The organism is Arthrobacter sp. StoSoilB20, assembly GCF_019977295.1.
Lineage (GTDB): Bacteria > Actinomycetota > Actinomycetes > Actinomycetales > Micrococcaceae > Arthrobacter > Arthrobacter nicotinovorans_A.
Window position 1 is genome coordinate 2487557 of sequence record NZ_AP024651.1, and the last position, 20342, is coordinate 2507898.

Below are 20342 nucleotides of genomic sequence, written 5' to 3' on the forward strand. Positions count from 1 at the left end.
ATTGTTGGTGGTGCCCGGTTGGATTAGTTCCACTTGAACCAGCGGATGGCTGCGGCGCCGGCAAGTACCGTCCACAGCAAAAGAACGAGGACGGCGGGGAAGGGCACAGTGCCTGCAAGGAGAGCGTCACGCAGTGCCTGACCCAAGGCCCCCGAAGGAAGGAAGTGAACTATGCCTTGAAGCAATGCGGGCAATCGTTCGGACGGCACCACTATGCCGCCTAAAGCTCCGAGCAGGATCCACAGGAGGTTGGTGATGGCCAGGGTAGCTTCCGGGCGCGCAGTACCGGCGACCAATAGTCCCAGCGCGGTAAAGGCGGCAGCGCCCAGAACCAGCAATCCGAGTCCTGGGAGCCAGCCCTCTGGCCTGGGTTGCCACCCGAGGACGCCGGCAATGGCGCCAACCACCAGTACCTGCAGACAAAGGACCACCAGTACGGCGAGGATCTTGCCGGCGATCAGGCCCCCCTTGCCCAGTGGGGTGGTGGACAGGAACCGGAGCACTCCGTAGCGTCTGTCAAAGCCGGTTGCAATGCCTTGGCCGGTAAAGGCCGTGGACATCGCGCAGAGAGCAAGGATGCCCGGCGTGGCAACGTCCACACGCGAACCCCCGAGCCCATCCAGCAGCGGAGTCACTACCAGTCCGACCAAAGCCATCAAGGGCAGGACGATCGCGAGGATCAGCTGTTCGCCGTTCCGAAGCATGGCAATGGTTTCGTAGCGGCCCTGCTGCATGATGCGGCGCGGCAGCGATGCAGGCCCCGCGTTGGGGGAGAGGAGCTTGCTCATCGGAGGTCCCTTCCGGAGATATCAAGGAACACGTCTTCGAGGCTGCGGGCTTCCAACCGGAGCGAGGCCGGCATGATGTTCCGTTCCGCCCACCAGGCAGTCAGAGCCGCAAGGTCCTTTGGCGTGATCGCACCGGTAATGGAGTAGCTTCCGGAGCGGGTTTCGGTCAGCTGGAGGCCGGCCCCCAAGACGCCCGTGAAGTCGAGGCCGCCGGGCACATCGAAGTAGAGCGTCCGGTCCGTAACGGCAGAATCCGAGGCAGGACCGTGGCTGAGCAATTCGGCGACGGTTCCCTCCACCACGTTGTGGCCGGCGTCGATGATGTAGACGTAGTCGGCGAGGCGCTCGGCGTCGTCCATGAGGTGTGTGGTGAGGACAATTCCCATGCCGGCATCGCGAAGTTCGGCGATCAGCTCGAAGACCATTTGGCGCGATTGCGGATCCAGCCCGGCGCTGGGTTCATCAAGGAAGAGGATTTCCGGGTTGCCCACCAAGGCAGCGGCCAGGGCCAGGCGTTGCTTTTGGCCGCCGGAGAGCCTGCGCACGCTGGTTCTGCTGAATTGGTTGATTCCCAACCGTTCCACGAGCGCGTCCAGGTCCATGTGGTTTTGGTACATGCCGGCGATGTGCCGCAGCAGCGGTATGGGACGGGCCGACGGCGGCAGCCCGCCGTCCTGGAGCATCACGCCTACGCGGGACCGCAACCCGGCGCCGGCTTTATCAGGGTCCGAACCCAGGAGCGAAATAGATCCGCCGGTTCGCTTCTGGAGCCCCTGGGCACATTCGAGGGTGGTGGTCTTGCCTGCCCCATTGGCACCGAGGAGTGCGGTCACTTGGCCGCGCTCGGCGACCAGGGACACTCCGCTGACCACCCGGAGCATTTTTCCGTCAAGGGAGGCCAACGGGCCTACATCCTTAATGAGTCCGTCTATGGTGAGGACAGGGGATTCGGGTGAGCGCACCAGAGTATTCTACGTGAAGTAGTAGGGTCACACTTGGCGGGCAGCTGAGGTCAGTCTTGCCTTACTGGATGCATGAAACAAATTACGACATGATTGTGTTGTGTATTCCATGAGCAGTCCAACTTCCATGCCCTCAAAGCGGCATGCTGCAGCGGCAGGGGCCTATGTTGCCCCGCCGACGCTGCCGGACGCGGATGACCGGACCCGGGACCGCGTGCTGAGCGCCGTTCTGGAGAACGGCCCGGTCAGCGCAGCGGAGCTCGGAGATCTTCTCGGCTTCACGCCCGCGGCAGTCCGCCGCCACCTTGACCACCTGGAGCGCAGCGGCGTCATTGAGGTCAAGCGCGTTGCCAAGGCCGGTTCCGGCGCGGGACGTCCCGCACGCCGTTACGTCCTTAGCTCCCAAGGGCAGTCCACCCTTGGCGACGATTACCTGAATATTGCCAGCTCCGCGCTCCGGCGTCTCCAGGAACTCGCCGGCGAAGAGGCCGTCCGTGAATATGCCGAGGAACGCTTCTCGGACATGGAACGGCGCTACGCCCCCGAGGTAGAGGCCGCTGGAGATGACATCACCGCGCGTGCCAGGGCATTGTCCAAGGCCCTGAGCCGGGATCGCTTCGTTGCTTCTGCGCACTCCATTGAGGCCAAGGCTCCGTTGCCGGCTGCCTTGTCCAGCGTCCAGCTCTGCCAGGGCCACTGCCCCATCCAGCGGCTCGCCGCGGAGTTCCCGGTGTTTTGCGACACCGAGACCAAGGTCTTCTCGCGTTTGGTGGGCGTTGACGTCCGGCGCCTCTCAACGTTGGCGCAGGGCGGACACGTTTGCACCACCCACATACCTACCGGGCGCCCGGCTGCCACGGCATCCCTGGATGTCGCAGAGCAGTCCGGGAACCCGTACCAGGAATCAAACAACCAGCAAGAAAGGCCGTGATGACGGACCAAATAGCAGAGAAAGCGGTAGCTGACGGCACTGTGATCTCGGAGATTCTGGAGAAGAATCCCGAACTGCACGGTATCGGAAACTACGAGTACGGCTGGGCCGACAAGAACGACGTAGGCGCCAATGCCCGTCGTGGCCTCAGCGAGGAGGTTGTCCGCGACATCTCCTCGAAGAAGAACGAGCCCGAATGGATGCTCGACCTGCGCCTCAAGGGCCTGAAGTACTTCGATCGCAAGCCCATGCCCACCTGGGGTGCAGACCTCTCCGGCATTGACTTCGACAACATCAAGTACTTTGTGCGTTCCACCGAGAAGCAGGCGGCAACGTGGGAAGACCTTCCCGAAGACATCCGGAACACCTACGAGAAACTGGGCATCCCCGAAGCTGAGCGCAGCCGCCTCGTTTCCGGTGTCGCCGCACAGTACGAGTCCGAGGTTGTCTATCACCAGATCCGTGAGGACCTGGAAGCCCAGGGCGTCATCTTCCTGGACACGGACACCGCACTGCGCGAGCACCCGGAGATCTTCCAGGAGTACTTCGGCACGATCATCCCGGTGGGCGATAACAAGTTTGCCTCGCTCAACACGGCCGTATGGTCCGGCGGTTCCTTCGTGTACGTGCCCAAGGGCGTCCACGTGGATATCCCGCTGCAGGCCTACTTCCGCATCAATACCGAAAACATGGGCCAGTTCGAGCGCACGCTGATCATCGCCGACGAGGACTCCTACGTCCACTACATCGAAGGCTGCACGGCTCCGATCTACACCTCGGACTCACTGCACTCCGCCGTTGTGGAGATCATCGTGAAGAAGGGCGCCCGCGTCCGCTACACGACCATCCAGAACTGGTCCACCAACGTGTACAACCTCGTCACCAAGCGTGCCATCTGCGAAGAGGGCGCCACCATGGAATGGATCGATGGCAACATCGGCTCCAAGGTGACCATGAAGTATCCGGCCGTCTACCTCGTGGGCGAGCACGCCAAGGGTGAGACGCTGTCCATCGCATTCGCCGGCGAAGGCCAGCACCAGGACACCGGCTCCAAAATGGTGCACATCGCACCGAACACCAAGAGCTCCATCATTTCCAAGTCCGTAGCCCGCGGCGGCGGACGTGCAGCTTACCGCGGCCTGGTCCAGGTCCGCGAGGGTGCCAAGCACTCGGCCAACACGGTCCGTTGCGACGCCCTCCTGGTGGACACCATTTCCCGTTCGGACACGTACCCGTACATCGATATCCGCGAGGATGACGTTGTCATGGGCCACGAGGCCACCGTTTCCCGCGTCAGCGAAGAGCAGCTCTTCTATCTGATGTCCCGCGGCATGCCTGAAGACGAGGCCATGGCCATGATCGTGCGCGGCTTCATTGAGCCGATCGCCCGGGAATTGCCCATGGAATACGCTCTTGAGCTGAACCGCCTGATTGAACTGCAGATGGAAGGGTCCGTCGGTTAACAATGACTGATATCACTACTGAAAAGGCGCGCATCGGCGCGCCCTCGGCCCAGCCGTTTATCAACGGCTTCACCGAGGAAGGCGAGAACCTTTCGCCCGTGAACACCGGAACAAACACCAGCACGACGTCGGAGCAGCCTTCCGCTGGTCCGCTCGGCGGCGCTTCGGCCAAGAGCCACTCCCACGGCGGTGGCGTTGGCATTCCGGACAGCTCGCGTGCAGGGCGTCTCACGTCCTACAAGCTTGCAGACTTCAAGCCGCTGAACGGCCTTGAGGAAGACTGGCGCTTCACGCCGCTGAAGCGCCTGCGCGGCCTTCACACCGACGTCCTCAACGGCGCAGCTCCGGCTGTGAGCGTTACCGCCCCGGCCGGCGTCGTTGTTGAAACGGTTGGCCGCGATGACCAGCGCATCGGCCAGGCAGCCATCCCGGAGGACCTCGTGTCCGCCAATGCCTGGGAGAACTTCGCCGAGGCCACGGTTGTCACCGTTCCTGCCGAGCTGCAGGCCGAGAGTGAAGTTTCCGTCCTGATCACCGGTGCAGGAGAGGCTCCGGCCGCCCAGCACATCGTGATTGTGGCAGAGCGGTTCTCCAAGTCCGTCGTCGTCCTGGACCACCAGGGTTCCGCGGTTGTTTCCGAGAATGTGGAAATCATCGTTGAAGATGGCGCTGAACTGACTGTTGTCTCGTTGCAGGAATGGGCAGACAACGCCGTCCACGCATCATCGCAGCAGGCCAAGATCGGCCGCGATGCCAAGTTCAAGCACATCGTGGTCAGCCTTGGTGGCGACCTTGTTCGCGTCACGCCGTCCACGCGCTTTACCGCGCCGGGCGCCGACGTCGAAATGTTCGGCCTGTACTTCGCCGACGCCGGACAGCACCTTGAGCAGCGCCTGTTCGTTGACCACGCAGTGGCCAACTGCAAGTCGCGTGTCCTCTACAAGGGTGCGCTGCAGGGCCGCAATGCCCACAGCGTCTGGGTTGGCGACGTCCTGATCCGCAAGGAAGCAGAAGGCACGGACACCTACGAGGCCAACCGCAACCTGGTCCTCACCGACGGCGCCCGCGCAGACTCCGTACCCAACCTCGAAATCGAAACCGGTCTGATCGAGGGCGCGGGCCACGCCAGTGCCACCGGCCGTTTCGATGACGAGCACCTGTTCTACCTCATGGCCCGCGGCATCCCTGAGAAGGTTGCCCGCCGCCTGGTGGTCCGAGGCTTCCTCAACGAGATCATCCAGCAGATCAAGGTTCCGGCAATTGAAGACCGCCTGACCGCAGCTGTTGAGCGCGAACTCGCCGCGACCGACAACTAAGACAGGCCAGGCAGAGCAACAATGAGTGAAGAAACCAAAGGCGAACTGGTATGCAGCGCCAATGACATCCAGGTCAAGCAAGCGCTGCGCGTCCTGATCGATGACTACCCCGTAGCCATCGTGAAGGATTCCATGGGCGAGATCCACGCCATCGCCGATACTTGCTCGCACGCGGACATCTCGTTGTCCGAAGGTGAGGTTGAAGGCTGCGCGATCGAGTGCTGGGGACACGGTTCCCAGTTTGACCTCCGCAGCGGACAGCCCCTTCAGCTGCCTGCTTATGACCCCGTCCCCGTTTTCGCCGTCACCATCGACGGAGACGACGTTTATGTGGACGTGACCAACGTTGTGAACGGTGCTTCGGTAGACCACTACTGAGCGCCCAGTACCGCCAGACTTACGAACGGAAAGAAAGAAGAGCATGTCAACTCTTGAAATCAAGGACCTGCACGTCAGCATCGAGACGGAGCAGGGTACCAAGGAGATCCTGAAGGGCGTCAGCCTCACCATCAAGACCGGTGAAACCCACGCCATCATGGGCCCCAACGGCTCGGGCAAGTCCACCCTGGCCTCCACCATTGCCGGACACCCGCGTTACACCGTTACCAGCGGCACCATCACCCTGGACGGCGAAGACGTACTTGAGATGAGCGTCGACGAGCGCGCCCGGGCAGGCGTCTTCCTGGCCATGCAGTACCCGGTAGAGGTTCCCGGCGTTACCATGACCAACTTCCTGCGCACCGCCAAGACGGCAATCGACGGCGAAGCACCGGCACTGCGTACCTGGACCAAGGACGTCAAGGCTGCCATGCAGCAGCTGCGCATCGACGCCGACTTCGCACAGCGCAATGTCAACGAAGGCTTCTCCGGTGGTGAGAAGAAGCGTGTTGAGATCCTTCAGCTCGAACTCTTCAAGCCGAAGTTCGCCATCCTTGACGAAACCGACTCCGGCCTGGACGTTGACGCGTTGAAGGTTGTCTCCGAGGGCGTCAACCGCGCTCACGAAGAGGGCAACATGGGTACTCTGCTCATCACCCACTACACGCGCATCCTGCGCTACATCAAGCCGGACTTCGTTCACGTGTTTGTTGACGGCAAGGTTGTCGAAGAGGGCGGCCCCGAGCTCGCTGACCGTCTCGAAGATGAGGGCTACGACCGTTACGCCCCGGGCGCCGGCGTAGCCGTTGCCCCTGCTGTGCAGGCCTAGTTAGGATCGTTCCATGACCGAAATCAACACGGCGCGGACCAGCCTCGAGGACGTCGAGGAAGCGCTCAAGGACGTCATTGACCCCGAGCTCGGCGTCAACGTGGTGGACCTGGGCCTCCTTTATGGCCTCAAATACTCCGACGAGGACGGCGCGCTCCTGATCGACATGACACTGACGACGGCGGCCTGCCCGCTGACGGACGTGCTTGAAGAGCAGGTGGGCAAATCCCTTGATGGCGTCGTTGACGACTGGCGCCTGAACTGGGTGTGGATGCCGCCATGGGGTCCCGAGCGGATCACCGACGACGGCAAGGACCAGATGCGGGCCCTCGGCTTCAACATCTGATCACCAATATTCACCCGCCAACGGCGGGCATAAGGAAGGGTTCCGGGCCAACAGCCCGGAACCCTTCTTTTTAGTCTTTCAACTTTTCCCTGAACCGCCTCACCGCTAAGGTGCGGCCACACCAAACGTGTCGCACTTGTTGATGTCGCCAGTGGTGTACCCCTGATAGAACCACTTCTGGCGCTGCTCACTGGAGCCGTGCGTCCAAGATTCAGGAGATACCCGGCCGGTGGCGGCCTCCTGGATCCGGTCATCGCCTACCGCGGAGGCGGCGGACAAGGCATCCTGCAGGTCTTGTTCGGTCAACGGATCAAGGAAGGGCTTGCCGCTGGCATCGGTCTGCGTGGTGGCATGCCGGACCCACAAGCCCGCGTAGCAGTCTGCCTGGAGTTCAACACGGACCGCTCCCGATTGCGGACCCTGGGGATCCTGCTGGGCCTGGTCCAGGTTTCCGAGGATGTTCTGGATGTGGTGTCCGAACTCGTGGGCTACTACGTACTCCTGCGCCAGTGGCCCTCCGGAGGAGCCAAAGCGGGTCACCAGTTCATCGAAGAATCCCGGATCAAAGTAGGCGGTAGTGTCCGCCGGGCAGTAGAAGGGGCCAACTGCACTGGTAGCTGCACCACAGCCTGTGTTGGTGGCCTCGCTGAAGATCACCGTCTTCGGCCGTGGGTACTGGACGTTGTAGTCCGACAGGTAGCCAGGCCAAAAAGCATTGAGGCTGTTCACCGTACCGGTGATCCGGCAGTCGAGCCGCTTGTCCGCGTCGGCACCGGACTGGCATTCCTGTATGCCGCCGGCTCCCTGGCTGCCGCCATCGACGGCGGGAGGCTGGGTTCCGCTTCCCGTCAGATCGCCAAGGATATTGGGATTGATACCGAAGAGTGCCAGGAGAAGCACCACGATTCCGCCGCCAATACCACCGCCGATCTTGGTCCCGCGGCCCATTCCACTGCCGCGTCGGTCCTCCACTTGGGAGGGGTCAAGCTGTGCGCCGTCATTGAAACTCATACAGTCAGAATAGACGTCACTATTGGTGCCCGGTGCCCGACACTGCCGTAAAATTGTGTGGATGCCTTTCCTGGACAAACTTCAGCACTGGGCCGACGAGCGCCCCCACGACACCGCCGTGGTGGTGGGCAACGACCGGCTCACATGGGCGGACCTCCGGGACGCCGCAGCAGCGCTTCTGGGCGCCGCGACCTCCGCTACTGTTCTCGCCGAACCCAACTCTGTGCGCTTTGTGGAGCGCTACGCAGCTGCCGTCGCGGGGGAGCGGTGCTGTGCTGTGCTGGACCCCGAATGGCCAGCGCCGATGATCGATGACGTTTCCGCACGCATACCCGGAACCACCACACCGGTTGTGGCGGAACTGCTGGATGGCGATCCGTCCAGCACCTTCCTGATCGGCCTGACGTCCGGGACCACTTCGGTTCCAAAGGCCTTCACCAGGTCCCGCCGATCGTGGCAGGTTTCGTTTGAGGCATCCATCGAGTTTTTCGGCCTTTCGCAGGATGATCGGACCCTTGCGCCGGGACCCCTTTCAGCCAGCCTTAACCTTTACGCCCTTTCGGAGTGCCTTTACGCCGGCGCAGCCTTCCACACGCTGGAGTCCTTCGACGTCGGTGATGCCCACGCTGCCATCAGCCACGACGGCATCACCCGCCTTGTCCTGGCCCCGACGGCGTTGAGGTTGCTCAGTGAACGGGGAATTGCCGGGGACGTTGATGCGTCCGGTATCCGCAGCATCATCTGCGCTGGATCCAAGCTGGATGCCCGGACCTTGGAAGCTGCCAGGCGGTGGGCACCCCGGGCGGCCATCCATGAGTACTACGGCGCTTCCGAACTGAGTTTCGTCTCCGGTACCCGCCTGGCAGCCGGGGAACCTTTGGATGCCGGCGGGACAGGCATCGGTTTGCCTTTTCCGGGGGTTGAACTGGCGATTTTGGACGACGCCGGCAAGCATCTTCCGGAGGGGTCGCACGGCAACATCAGCGTCCGCAGCGGAATGGTGAGCAACGGTTACCTGTGGGGAGACGACGGTCAGGCACTAAGGTGCCTCGATGGCTGGTACACCGTGGGGGACCAGGGGTTCCTGGAGCAGGGCATCCTGCACATCCTTGGCCGCCGTTCGGACATGATCATTACGTCGGGGAAGAATGTCTACCCTCACGAGGTGGAGCTGGCAGTGGCATCCGTTCCCGGAGTGGACGGTGCGGTTGCCGCCGGGGCACCTGACGATATCCGCGGCCAACGCGTCGTCGCCGGCGTCGTTCCCGCTTGCGGTCCGGTCACCGCAACCCAGCTCCGCACAGGCCTGGATGGCCTGTTGGCACGGGACAAATGGCCCCTTCAGTATTACTTGTTGGCGGAGTTGCCGCTGACCGACCGGGGCAAAGTAAGCAGGAAAGTCTTCCTGGACTGGATCAAGAATCATGACCCGCGGGCTCAGCTCCTTGGATAGCGCCGGCGGTCCAGCCTGGCAAGCCGGGGAGTCCCGTCAGCCCGTCATCATCGCGGCGCTTCGGTCTCCGATTTGCCGGGCCAACGGTCAGCTGAGGGATCTCCATGCACCGGACCTCCTGGCACCGGTGCTTGCTTCCCTGGTGGAAACAACAGGTGTGGACCCGGCGGACGTGGACGATGTCATCATGGGCAACGCCGTGGGCGGCGGCGGAAATGTGGCCAGGTTCGCTGCCCTCCAGGCCGGTCTGCCCGTCGGCGTTCCCGGCATCACCATTGACCGGCAATGCGGATCGGGCCTGGATGCGATTGCGCTGGCATCCCGGTTGGTCGCGGCCGGCGATGATCCGCTGTACTTGGCCGGAGGGGTCGAAAGCATCAGCACTGCCCCGGCCAGGGCCAACAGAAACCACGACGGCGGACTCGACTTCTACTCCAGGGCCAGCTTTGTGCCACCACAGTTTGGCGACCCCGACATGGGTGTCGCTGCAGAAAATGTTGCCCGCGAGTACGCGGTGACAAGGGAGCAACAGGATGACTACGCGCTCCGCAGCCATCAACGAGCCGTAACAGCGGCAAACGAAGACAGGTTTCGTGGCGAGATAGTTCCGCTGAGTGCCAACGGAACTGTGGTGGATTCCGACGACGGTCCACGGGCTTCCTTGCGGGCGCCCCTGATGGGCAGGTTTCCTGCGGCATTCGTCCCCGGAGGGACCGTCACCGCAGCAAACTCCTGCTTCGACGCGGACGCAGCATCCGGCGTCGTCATCACTTCCCTTAAACGTGCCCGCGCACTGGGAGCGTTAGACGGACTGCTGGTGCTGGGCTGCGACACTACCGGAGTTGATCCGCAACTCCTTGGCATCGGGGCCGCGCACGCTGCCGAACGACTTCTGGCCCGCCACGACGTAGCCGCTGCCGACGTTGACCTGATCGAGTTCAACGAAGCGTTCGCATCACAAACCATCGCTTGCTTGAATCACCTGGGTATTGATCCTGCCAGGGCCAACCTCGACGGCGGTGCGCTGGCACTCGGTCACGGCTACGGCGCTTCCGGTGCAGTCCTGGTAACCCGGTTGCTGGCCCAAGTACGGAGAGGGTTTGCCTGCCACGGGCAAAGCCCACTGGCACTGGCCATGATCAGCGGTGCAGGCGGTTTGGGCACTGCCGCGCTCATGCAATACTCCCGGCTGTAGCCCCGCCCGTCAGCCGCTTTCGGGTTCGCCCAGTCCCCGGGCGGCCAAGGCGTCGCCGGTTTGCCGGGCGTACGCCACGGTGGTGATGAAGACCGGGAGAACCAAGGCGCGGGGGTTGCGTTCCAGTCCACGGGCCCTTGCCGAATCCCGCACGTCCGAGAAAGCGCCGGCAATGAAGGGGATGCTCCTGAGCATCACGGCAATCGTCAAAGCGAACCGTTCGGGGTCGGCGCCGAACCGCCGGAACGGCTTTGCCACAGCAACCACGCCATCCAACAGGTCCTGGACGGGGGTTGTGGCAGTCAGCACCGAAGCTGCCACGACGCACACCAGCACGTTCAGCACGATGCGGGCCGCTGTGGGACCCCCAAGTTGCCACCACTGGAAAAGGCCGATGACCAAAAGGATGGGCATCACCAACCAGATGGCCCGCAGGAGACGCCGCAGGCCCGCTCCGCTGAGAAGGAAAAGAGCGCACATCACGGCGAAAATCACCAGCGACACCGCCCAATCCACTATGAGGAAGGACGCCGCTCCGCACCCTGCCACCACCAGGAACTTCAGCCAGAGCGGAGTTCTGTGGATGATGGAGTTGCCGCGGACATAGTTCGCGATCAGGAAGCCATGGCCCCTCATCTGGAAACGTCACCCAGCCGCGCTCCGGGCAGGGGAGTTGCACACAGCGCCCGGTAGAAGGCGACGCCGCCGGCGGCATCGCCGTCGAAAACGATCCGCCCGGATTCCACCACCAGTACCCGGTCCATGTCCAACGCCAGGTCGAGATCGTGAGTGGACATGATGACCTGTTGGTCCAGGCCGGACACCGTACGCCGCAGGAGTTCGCGGTTCCTGAGGTCCAGGAGGGTGGATGGCTCGTCGAGGACCAGGACGGCGGGATCGACGGCAAGGACTGCCGCCAAGGCCAGCAACTGCCTTTCACCACCGGACAGTTCATAGATGCTCTGATCGGCCAGATGCAGCAAGCCGAAGCGGTTCAGGACTGCTTCGGCCCGGGCTGCCCGCTCCTTGGAGTTCCTGATGGAACGGCGGAGGGAAAGTTCAACATCTTCCCTCCCGGTGGGCATCACCAACTGGGACAGGGGATCGGTAAAGACGAAGCCCACATTGCCCCTGACCCGACGGACATCGGCGGCCGTGTCGTTACCGTGGACCTTGACGTTGCCCTCGGTCGGCCCAACCAGGCCATTGACCAGCCGCAGCAGGGTGGACTTCCCGGATCCGTTGGCACCGATCACTCCGATCCGGCGTTCGGTCAGATCAAGGGAAAATTCGTGCAGCAGGGTCTTGGGCGTGTCGCTGCCATCGACAGCGACACGTACCGAAACCCCGGTGAAACTGATGGAATCCATGGAGATTGTTCCGATTACTTGACCCGGCGAACCAGGACATCCGGGAAGGCCTTGTGAATAGCCATGGCGATAATGACGGCCAGGACATTCTTAAGGATATCGCCGGGGACAAAGGGGATGTCGGCGAGGAAGGCTTTGGTGAAGTCCAGCTTGGCATTGACCATCATGCCCAGGACGCCCAGTGCGTGGATGACCACGATGCTGCTGACCATGGTGGCGCCGAAAAGCCAGAGAGCCCGGAATTTGACCGTTCGTCGGATGACGATCGCCGCGAGGTAGCCGGTTGCGGCTGCGGCCAGCGGGAAGGCAATGATGTAGCCGGCTGAGGGAGTTGCCAGGATACCGAGGCCGCTGCGGCCGCCACTGAAGATCGGCAGGCCTGCCAATCCCAAAAGGACATAAAGCCCGACGGCGGCGAAACCGCGCCCGGCGCCGAGCACCAGGCCGCTGAGCATCACTGTCAGGGTCACTAAAGTGATGGGTACGCCGAGGGCACCTACCGGGATGCCTGGAACGATCGCGGACGCCGCCACCAAGGCTGCGAAGACGGCGATGAGGCCCAGGTCAGTAGCGGTCCAGCGTTTCCGGGACATGGGTTTCTTCTGCGCTGGGGCAGTGTTGGTCTGGCTCATTGTGGGTCCAATCGGGTGTGGTGCGAGGCGATGACGGTGTTGCTTTTCCCCTGTCCTTGACAATACGGACGCAGCGGAGCCGGGTTTTTGGAGCCTTTCCACAAAGCCGGCCAGGAATTGTTTGGCCCTGGACACAGTTTCCCCTGCAGGGGCCGATGTCAGCCTGCGCCCCGGGTGCCGGTAGACTTGAACAGGCTGTTCTCACAGCCGCATCCCGCCGCACTTAACGGACCCGCCGGTCCCCGCGAGCGTTCCCCATTGAAAGGCATCACCCGAATTGATTACCGTCCAGGACCTCGAACTCCGCGCCGGCGCCCGCCTGCTCATGGACCAGGTCAACTTCAGGGTGGACAAAGGGGACAAGATCGGTCTCGTCGGACGCAACGGAGCCGGCAAGACCACCCTTACCCGGGTCCTCGCCGGCGAAGGCCTTCCCGCAGGCGGCAAAGTCACCCGATCCGGTGAGATCGGCTACCTTCCCCAGGATCCCAGGACCCCGGACATGGAGCAGCTTGCCCGCGACCGCATCCTGTCAGCGCGCGGCTTGGACGTAGTGGTGGGAAAGCTCAAAAAAGCCCACGATGACATGGCCAGCGACGACGCTGCCGTTCAGCGTAAAGCCATGAACCGCTATGACCGCCTGGAAGCTGAATTCCTGGCCGGTGGCGGCTATGCTGCCGAGGCCGAAGCCGCGGCGATCTCCTCCAACCTCGCGCTGCCTGACCGGCTGCTCAACCAGCCGTTGAAGACCCTTTCCGGTGGCCAGCGCCGCCGTGTCGAATTGGCACGCATTCTCTACTCCGATGCCGAGACCTTGCTCCTCGATGAGCCCACCAACCACCTGGATGCCGACTCCATCACGTGGCTGCGTGACTTCCTGAAGAACCACCAGGGCGGCTTGATCGTGATCAGCCACGACACCGAACTGCTCGAAGCCACAGTGAACAAGGTCTACCTTTTGGACGCCAACCGCGCCCAGATCGACTACTACAACATGGACTGGAAGCGTTACTTGCTCCAGCGCGAAACGGACGAGCGCGCCCGCAAGCGTGAACGCGCCAACGCCGAGAAGAAGGCCCAGGTCCTGATTGACCAGGCCAACAAGATGCGCGCCAAGGCCACCAAGGCCGTCGCCGCCCAAAACATGGCCAAGCGTGCTGAGCGGCTCCTCAGCGGACTGGAAGCTGTTCGCGAAAACGACCGCGTGGCCGCACTGCGTTTCCCGGACCCCTCTCCCTGCGGCAAGACCCCGCTGACCGCGGAGGGTTTGAGCAAGTCCTACGGTTCACTGGAAATCTTCACCGACGTGGACCTGGCCATCGACCGCGGTTCCAAGGTAGTCATCCTGGGCCTCAACGGTGCCGGCAAGACCACCCTGCTGCGCATGCTGGCCGGCGTCGATAAACCGGACACGGGCGACATCATCCCCGGGCACGGCCTTAAGGTGGGCTACTACGCCCAGGAACATGAAACGCTCGACGTCGACCGCACCGTCCTGGAAAACATGCGCTCTTCAGCGCCGGACATGAAGGATGCCGAAGTACGAGGCATCCTGGGCTCATTCCTGTTCTCGGGCGACGACGTCGACAAGCCCGCCGGTGTTCTTTCCGGTGGTGAAAAAACCCGTCTGGCCCTAGCCACCATCGTGGCATCCAGCGCCAACGTCCTCCTCCTCGATGAGCCCACCAACAACCTGGACCCCGCCAGCCGTGCGGAAATCCTGGGCGCACTCAAAAACTACAGCGGCGCCGTCGTCATGGTCAGCCACGACGAAGGTGCTGTGTCCGCGCTGAACCCGGAGCGCGTTGTGTTGCTGCCGGACGGCGTAGAGGACCACTGGAACGAAGACTACCTGGACTTGATCACGCTGGCGTAAGCCTGCTTGCGTCCGCTGCGCGGTGTTGTTGCGTCCACTTCTTGCGTCCGCTGCGCGTCGCGCTTGATGTGCCGCGTGCTCGCTCGTTCCTCGCTTGGACGCACGCTGCGCACATCAACCGCGTCGCTTTGCTCGCGGGCAGGTCACCTCATGCGAGTTATCGGACCTGCAGGGGTTCGGCGGCGGTAATGCGTGCCAGTTCTTCGTAGCTGATGGAGAACATTGAATTGTGGTCTCCGGCTCCGGCCCAGAGGACAGGGTGTTCTTGGAGTGAGATGTCCAGGACGGTGCGCAGTTTCCTTGGGTGGCCCACTGGCGCTACTCCGCCTACTTCCTGACCGGTATGTACCAGCACGAAATCCGGTGTGGCGCGGCGGATCTTGCCTGTGCCCAACTGGGCTGCAACCAATGCCGTATCAACCTTGGCCGCACCGCTGGCCAGGATCAGCAATGGTTGGCCGTCCAGCTCAAAGACCAGGCTGTTGGTGATTGCCGCGACCTCACAGCCCAGGACAGCGGCAGCGGCGGCCGCCGTCGGGACCTTGTCCTCGAAAGTGCGGACTGTGTCAGGAGCTCCGGCGTCGGTCAGGGCAGACCGGACGTTCCGGACAGGATCAAGAGAAATTTCAGTAGCCTTGGGCATCCAGGATTGCGTCTTCCTCTTCTTCGGACGTAGCACGCTTATTTTTCCGCAGGGCGGGCGCGCGCTTCTTGGGCGTTCCCCCTGCGGCAATAATCTGCTCGTCCTCTTCCTCTTCGGCGTCGATGGCCGCGTTGCGGGCCTGTTGCCGCGCTGCATACCCGAAACCGATGAACATCAGGACGCCAAAGGCGAACCATTGCAGGGAATAGGAGAGGTGTGTCCCCTCTTCGGTGGCCGGCTTGGGGAACGGAGTGGGCATTGGCTGCACCGCGGGATCTTCGCTGGCCAGCTGCCCGTAGGCTCCCGTGGCAATGGGGTAGGGGAGTTCCCCGGCAAAACTTGCCAGGTCAATGGATGCCAGCTGCCCGTCCACAGCTCCACGGTCCAACTTGGGTTCGGCCGGTTTCAGCCGGGCTATCACAGTGACCTCGCCCGTGGGCGGTGCCGGAATGACGTCGGGGCGGCCAGGGGTGTTGTTCCCAATGGGCAGCCATCCACGATCAATGACGACTGCTTCGCCGGTTGTGAGCCGGAAGGGGACCACGACGTCGTAACCTGGCTGGCCGTTCAGCGGACGGTTCCTGACAACGCGCTGGCCTTCGAGGTCGTAGCTGCCCCGCAACTGAACCTGGGTCCATTCACGCTCAGGATCCAAGGCGTTGAACTGGCCCTTGATTTCCGTGTAGGGGATTGGGGTGGCCGAGTAGTTGCTGACCACGCGATTGATCTCGGCCAGGGTCTCGGCCCGGCGGTCCATCTGCCAGCGGCCCAGGAAAACGCAGGCCGTGGCAAAGACGACAGCCAGAACGAAGTACCCCAGCCACTTGCTGGAGAAGAGAAAGCGGTACATTCAGTCGGCCTCGTTCAAAACTGCTTGGCCGGCCGAAAACGGAAGGGTCTCTTTCCACAGGCCCCGGGTGGTCAGATACTCCTCCAGCCACTCGCGGTGGTCTGTGCAGGAAAGCCAAACCTTGCGCCGATCCGGTGTGTGGATCCGCGGGTTGTTCCACAAGAGCTGCCACTGGGCCACCACACGGCACCCTTTGCGGGAGCACACCTCAGGCGCCAAAGCCCGCCCGGATTCCCCGGTGGCTGCACCCAGGCCGCCAAGATTGAAGATGTTCATGAAGCCGCCCGTTCATCGCCGGTGTGTCCGGCCTCGCTTGCAGGGCCCGTTGGGGGGCCGTCTTGTTGCCATGATGGTTCGTCATCGACCAACTCGCCTTGGAGAACCTCAGGTCCCTCTGCCGCCGGTTCTTCCGAGGGGGAGGAACGCTCGATTTCAGGGACTGCCACGTAGTCCAGCAATGATTCGCTATGGTCCTCGGCCTTGTCATTGCCGTTGGCGATGACAACGGCAATCCAAGGAAGGAAAACAGCGCCCGCGATCGCAATGATCTTGAACCAGCCATCCACCACGAAAATCAGGACGATGCAGACCATGCGGATACCCATGGCCACTGCATACTTGATCATGCGCTCACGCATGTCCTCGGAGTGGGCAGCGGCGGCATCTGTGATGCTGTGGACTTCGGGCTCGCCGGAAAAAGCGTCCGGTTCCCCGGGCACTTGCTGCAGGGGACTGTTTTCTCGTGTCACAACTGAATCATCACGCTCCAAAGGCCTCTCCCAATTCTCTCACCAAGGCCGTGACGACCCAAACCGCGCAGGTTGGGGGTAAGCCATGGGTTGGGATGGCCGGCGGATAAGATCGACACAGGAAAATCCCCCTTCAATGCGGCATGTTGTTGCCGCGGAACCTGGAGCCAAAGCATGTCTGAAGCAGTCACAACCGGCCGCAGCGTCCTGATAACCGGCGGCAACCGTGGCATTGGCCTGGCCATTGCGGAATCGTTCCTCGCCAACGGCGACAAGGTAGCCGTGACCTACCGAAGTCAAACAGAGTTGCCTGAGGGCATCCTGGGTGTCCAGGCCGATGTAACGGACGAGGCTTCCATCGACGCCGCGTTCAAAATCGTCGAAGATGCCCACGGACCCGTTGAAGTACTGGTTGCCAATGCAGGCATCACCAAGGACACGCTGCTGCTGCGCATGAGCGAAGATGACTTCACGTCGGTCCTGGACACCAACCTCACGGGCGCCTTCCGGGTTATCAAGCGGGCATCCAAGGGAATGATCCGTCTCCGCAAAGGCCGCGTGGTCCTCATTTCTTCGGTCTCCGGCCTCTATGGTGCACCCGGCCAGATCAACTACTCTGCGTCAAAGGCAGGCATGGTGGGAATCGCACGCTCCCTCACGCGCGAACTTGGCAGCAGGGGAATTACCGCCAACGTCGTGGCACCGGGCTTTATCAATACCGACATGACTGCAGAACTGCCTGAGGACACCCAGAAGTCCTACCTGGCCAATGTTCCCGCGGGCCGTTTTGCGGAGGCCTCCGAAGTTGCTGATGTAGTTCGCTGGGTTGCCAGCGATGAAGCCGCCTACATCTCAGGAGCCGTTATCCCGGTTGACGGTGGCCTGGGTATGGGTCACTAGGACACTAGCCTCAACCGCAGTTTTTGTCCGGGGCCCACAACCTGATTCAACCTTGCCGCTGGCATGATGGAAGGTGAGGCCACGGAATTTGGATGATCTGAACAAAAGGAGCATGAATGGGAACGCTGGATAACAAGACCGCCATCGTCACGGGGTCTTCCCGTGGAATTGGTGCCGAGGTTGCCAAGATCCTGGCAGGCGAGGGCGCCGCCGTCGTTGTTAACTACCGTCAAAAGGCGCCGCGCGCCAACAAGGTGGTGGCCGGCATCCAGGAAGCGGGTGGCCGTGCAGCTGCCGTGGGCGCCGACCTCACCACCGATGAAGGCGTGCACGCCCTGGCGAGCAAAGCCATGGAGGAGTTTGGTTCCCTCGATGTCCTGGTGCTGAACGCTTCAGGTGGCATGGAATCAGGCATGGAGGAGGGTTATGCCCTCAAGCTCAACCGCGATGCCCAGGTCAACATGCTTAATGCAGCGGTACCGCTCATGCCTGAGGGCTCGCGCGTCGTCTTCGTTACCAGCCACCAGGCGCACTTCGTGGAAACTGTTCCCACCATGCCTGAGTACGAGCCGGTCGCAAAGAGCAAGCGCGCCGGGGAAGACGCACTGCGGGATTTGATTCCCCACCTTGCGGACAAGGGCATCTCGTTGGTGGTCGTTTCCGGTGACATGATCGAAGGCACCGTAACCGCGACCCTGCTGGACCGTTCCAACCCGGGAGCCATCGAAGCACGGCGGGCCGAAGCCGGCAAGCTGTACTCCGTGGAGGAGTTCGCAGCCGAAGTTGCCAAGATGGTCACTGCGGACGTCGAATCCGGGCACACCGAATATGTTGGTGGTGCAGACTACTTCGGCAAGACGGCCGAATAGCGACTATCTGACCTGCTGTGGCCCCGGACCTTCGTCCAGGGCCACAGCTGTTTAACCATCGAAGTGGCGAAGGTGCCCACGCTCGTAAAGTGCCAGTTTGATAAATTGTTTGAATTTTCGCGTCACGAATTGGGCTTAACTGTTTTGCAAATTCGACTTTGCATTAAGGGAATCCTTCTGGTTGACTCTCCAAGGCAGCCTCGCACGTAGTTGTCAGCACATTGCATAATCCACAATGGGCGGGTTTTGCATGCATTAGGAGCTTCTTTGGATCTGTTGTTACATGCTGATGATATTCACGCGTCGTACGATCAACGCCGCATCCTCAAAGGTGTTGGCCTTTCAGTGCATCGCGGCGAGATCCTGGGGCTGATTGGAACCAACGGCGCAGGTAAGACCACGCTCATGGGCGTCCTGGCAGGATCCCTCAAACATGACCAGGGACGGATCACGCTTGCCGAAGAGAAGTACGCGCCGGATTCGATCGCAGAGGCACAGGCCTGCGGAGTAGGGCTTATTCCCCAAAACTTCCACATAGATCCGGACCTGACCATCACGGAGGCCATTTTCCGAGGGACCTTCCAATCGGGTCGGCCGCATGGCGAACTCCGCGGCCAAGCCGCCAAGCTGATCCGGGATATCGGGATCACCCTGGACCCTGATGCGAAGGTCGGCACACTGATACGGGCAGAGCAAGCCTTGGTGGAAGTCCTCCGCATGGTTGCCGAGGAAGCCCAGTTGGTCATCATGGACGAGGCAGCCGCGTCCCTTCCGGACCACGACGTCGCAGTCCTGCACCAGGTTCTGAGGATGCTGACAAGGCAGGGCCGGGCGATCATCTACATCACCCATCGCCTGGACGAAGTCCGCTCCATTGCCCATCGCATCGCGATCCTCCGCGACGGCAGAGTTCACAAGATCGTGGAAGCCAGCAAAACCGACGTCGACGAACTTGCCTTCCTCCTACTGCAGCAGGAACTCGAGCGGATTGCCCGGCCTACAGGTCCGGCCGCCGGGGAAGAAGCCCTGCGGATCTCAAACCTCGGTGTGGGGGAGAACGTCCGTGATGTGAGCTTCAACGTGGTCAAGGGTGAAATTTTCGGCCTCGTGGGAACCCACAGATCCGGTGTCTTCCAACTCACGGAGGCACTGGCCGGGATCCACCCCTGCACCTCGGGGACGATCCACGTGAACGGAAACCAGGTCCAGATCCGCGGGCTCCAGGATGCACGGCGGCTGAAGATCGGCTATTCGCCGGACACGGCCGACTCCTTCGCTTCAGGGACCAGCATCGCCGATGGGCTGTATCAGGGCGGAGCCCCGGGTGCTGCAAGTCTCCAGGATGAAATCACCCACCTACGTGGCGTGGCTGACGTGGTGCACCGCATGCGCATCAACACCACCAACATCCAAGGTGCCCTCACTACCCTTTCTGGAGGCGACCGCCAGAAAGTGGAGCTTGCCCGATGGATCTCCACCGATTGCGATGTCCTGATCCTCAGCCATCCCAGCCGCGGGATCGACATCGGTGCCAAGGAAATCGTGTACAAGATGCTGACCCAGCTCAGCCAAACCGGGGTTGCCATCATCCTCCTGTCCTCGGACCTGTCCGAGATGGTCAACTGGTGCCATCGGATTGGCGTCATGCGGGACGGGGAGCTTGTCACCATTGAGGCCAACGCCAACACCAACGAGGATGTCCTGGTGCACCACATGCTGGGCGTCAAGTTCGAATCGGGCGGCCGCGAGGCACGAAGGGTGAAAGTCTGAGGAGTCCGGCA

At 62.1% G+C, this 20342-nt stretch carries 22 protein-coding genes; 12 read left to right on the top strand and 10 right to left on the bottom strand.

Going from position 1 to position 20342, the window contains the following annotated elements:
• Positions 1-23 precede the first annotated feature (23 nt).
• Positions 24-788: an ABC transporter permease gene (locus LDN85_RS11180; protein ID WP_026540638.1), complete on the bottom strand. Its 765-nt coding sequence runs from the start codon at positions 786-788 to the stop codon at positions 24-26.
• On the bottom strand, positions 785-1750 hold the full coding sequence (locus LDN85_RS11185; protein WP_026540639.1) for an ABC transporter ATP-binding protein: 966 nt from the start codon (positions 1748-1750) through the stop codon (positions 785-787). The genes LDN85_RS11180 and LDN85_RS11185 overlap by 4 nt, the downstream gene beginning before the upstream one ends.
• A 109-nt stretch (positions 1751-1859) precedes the next feature.
• Here LDN85_RS11185 and LDN85_RS11190 point away from each other — a divergent pair, with 109 nt between their 5' ends.
• Genes LDN85_RS11190 through LDN85_RS11215 form a run of 6 tightly spaced genes read left to right on the top strand, consistent with a single transcriptional unit; the run spans position 1860 to position 7013 of the window.
• Positions 1860-2681: a helix-turn-helix domain-containing protein gene (locus tag LDN85_RS11190; protein WP_043432181.1), complete on the top strand. Its 822-nt coding sequence runs from the start codon at positions 1860-1862 to the stop codon at positions 2679-2681.
• Entirely contained in the window at positions 2681-4144 is a 1464-nt protein-coding gene (gene sufB / locus LDN85_RS11195; RefSeq protein WP_026540641.1) for a Fe-S cluster assembly protein SufB, read from the top strand. Before LDN85_RS11190 ends, sufB begins: the two co-directional genes overlap by 1 nt.
• Before the next feature lie 2 nt (positions 4145-4146).
• Complete coding sequence (gene sufD / locus LDN85_RS11200) at positions 4147-5460, top strand: Fe-S cluster assembly protein SufD (protein ID WP_026540642.1); 1314 nt, start codon at positions 4147-4149, stop codon at positions 5458-5460.
• A 21-nt stretch (positions 5461-5481) separates the two neighbouring features.
• A complete protein-coding gene (locus LDN85_RS11205; RefSeq protein ID WP_026540643.1) occupies positions 5482-5838 on the top strand; it encodes a non-heme iron oxygenase ferredoxin subunit in 357 nt (118 codons plus the stop codon).
• A 43-nt stretch (positions 5839-5881) separates the two neighbouring features.
• Positions 5882-6667, top strand: a complete 786-nt coding sequence (gene sufC / locus LDN85_RS11210) for a Fe-S cluster assembly ATPase SufC (protein WP_026540644.1) — start codon at positions 5882-5884, stop codon at positions 6665-6667.
• A 13-nt stretch (positions 6668-6680) separates the two neighbouring features.
• Entirely contained in the window at positions 6681-7013 is a 333-nt protein-coding gene (locus LDN85_RS11215) for a metal-sulfur cluster assembly factor (RefSeq protein ID WP_011774796.1), read from the top strand.
• 105 nt (positions 7014-7118) lie between these two features.
• On the opposite strand, the gene LDN85_RS11220 is transcribed toward LDN85_RS11215, so the two are convergent.
• On the bottom strand, positions 7119-8024 hold the full coding sequence (locus LDN85_RS11220; protein WP_091551794.1) for a neutral zinc metallopeptidase: 906 nt from the start codon (positions 8022-8024) through the stop codon (positions 7119-7121).
• A gap of 61 nt (positions 8025-8085) precedes the next feature.
• Here LDN85_RS11220 and LDN85_RS11225 point away from each other — a divergent pair, with 61 nt between their 5' ends.
• Positions 8086-9477 (top strand): AMP-binding protein, encoded by a 1392-nt coding sequence (locus LDN85_RS11225; RefSeq protein ID WP_223943126.1) that lies wholly within the window; start codon positions 8086-8088, stop codon positions 9475-9477.
• Positions 9449-10672: a thiolase family protein gene (locus tag LDN85_RS11230; RefSeq protein ID WP_223943127.1), complete on the top strand. Its 1224-nt coding sequence runs from the start codon at positions 9449-9451 to the stop codon at positions 10670-10672. Before LDN85_RS11225 ends, LDN85_RS11230 begins: the two co-directional genes overlap by 29 nt.
• Positions 10673-10681: 9 nt before the next feature.
• On the opposite strand, the gene LDN85_RS11235 is transcribed toward LDN85_RS11230, so the two are convergent.
• The 3 genes from LDN85_RS11235 to LDN85_RS11245 are packed head-to-tail and all read right to left on the bottom strand — an operon-like array spanning position 10682 to position 12674.
• Positions 10682-11308, bottom strand: a complete 627-nt coding sequence (locus LDN85_RS11235) for an energy-coupling factor transporter transmembrane component T (protein WP_223943128.1) — start codon at positions 11306-11308, stop codon at positions 10682-10684.
• Positions 11305-12042, bottom strand: coding sequence for an ABC transporter ATP-binding protein (locus tag LDN85_RS11240; RefSeq protein WP_026540649.1), 738 nt, complete (start codon positions 12040-12042; stop codon positions 11305-11307). Before LDN85_RS11240 ends, LDN85_RS11235 begins: the two co-directional genes overlap by 4 nt.
• Before the next feature lie 14 nt (positions 12043-12056).
• The gene (locus LDN85_RS11245; protein ID WP_026540650.1) at positions 12057-12674 is read right to left on the bottom strand and encodes a biotin transporter BioY; all 618 of its coding nucleotides are present in this window, start codon (positions 12672-12674) and stop codon (positions 12057-12059) included.
• A 277-nt stretch (positions 12675-12951) separates the two neighbouring features.
• Between LDN85_RS11245 and LDN85_RS11250 the strand changes: the two genes are divergently transcribed.
• Complete coding sequence (locus LDN85_RS11250) at positions 12952-14550, top strand: ABC-F family ATP-binding cassette domain-containing protein (protein ID WP_026540651.1); 1599 nt, start codon at positions 12952-12954, stop codon at positions 14548-14550.
• Between the two features lie 157 nt (positions 14551-14707).
• Here the strand turns inward: LDN85_RS11250 and LDN85_RS11255 are convergent, their stop codons facing one another.
• Genes LDN85_RS11255 through LDN85_RS11270 form a run of 4 tightly spaced genes read right to left on the bottom strand, consistent with a single transcriptional unit; the run spans position 14708 to position 16813 of the window.
• Positions 14708-15193: a YbaK/EbsC family protein gene (locus LDN85_RS11255; RefSeq protein WP_026540652.1), complete on the bottom strand. Its 486-nt coding sequence runs from the start codon at positions 15191-15193 to the stop codon at positions 14708-14710.
• Positions 15177-16043, bottom strand: coding sequence for an SURF1 family protein (locus tag LDN85_RS11260; RefSeq protein WP_026540653.1), 867 nt, complete (start codon positions 16041-16043; stop codon positions 15177-15179). The genes LDN85_RS11255 and LDN85_RS11260 overlap by 17 nt, the downstream gene beginning before the upstream one ends.
• Entirely contained in the window at positions 16044-16319 is a 276-nt protein-coding gene (locus tag LDN85_RS11265; protein WP_026540654.1) for a hypothetical protein, read from the bottom strand.
• Positions 16316-16813 (bottom strand): DUF3099 domain-containing protein, encoded by a 498-nt coding sequence (locus LDN85_RS11270; protein ID WP_026540655.1) that lies wholly within the window; start codon positions 16811-16813, stop codon positions 16316-16318. Before LDN85_RS11270 ends, LDN85_RS11265 begins: the two co-directional genes overlap by 4 nt.
• Before the next feature lie 153 nt (positions 16814-16966).
• Here LDN85_RS11270 and LDN85_RS11275 point away from each other — a divergent pair, with 153 nt between their 5' ends.
• The 3 genes from LDN85_RS11275 (at position 16967) to LDN85_RS11285 (ending at position 20331) form a co-directional block, all read left to right on the top strand.
• A complete protein-coding gene (locus LDN85_RS11275; RefSeq protein ID WP_026540656.1) occupies positions 16967-17692 on the top strand; it encodes a beta-ketoacyl-ACP reductase in 726 nt (241 codons plus the stop codon).
• 116 nt (positions 17693-17808) lie between these two features.
• Positions 17809-18561: an SDR family oxidoreductase gene (locus LDN85_RS11280; protein ID WP_026540657.1), complete on the top strand. Its 753-nt coding sequence runs from the start codon at positions 17809-17811 to the stop codon at positions 18559-18561.
• Between the two features lie 267 nt (positions 18562-18828).
• Positions 18829-20331: a sugar ABC transporter ATP-binding protein gene (locus LDN85_RS11285; RefSeq protein WP_223943129.1), complete on the top strand. Its 1503-nt coding sequence runs from the start codon at positions 18829-18831 to the stop codon at positions 20329-20331.
• The last annotated feature ends 11 nt before the right edge of the window (positions 20332-20342 follow it).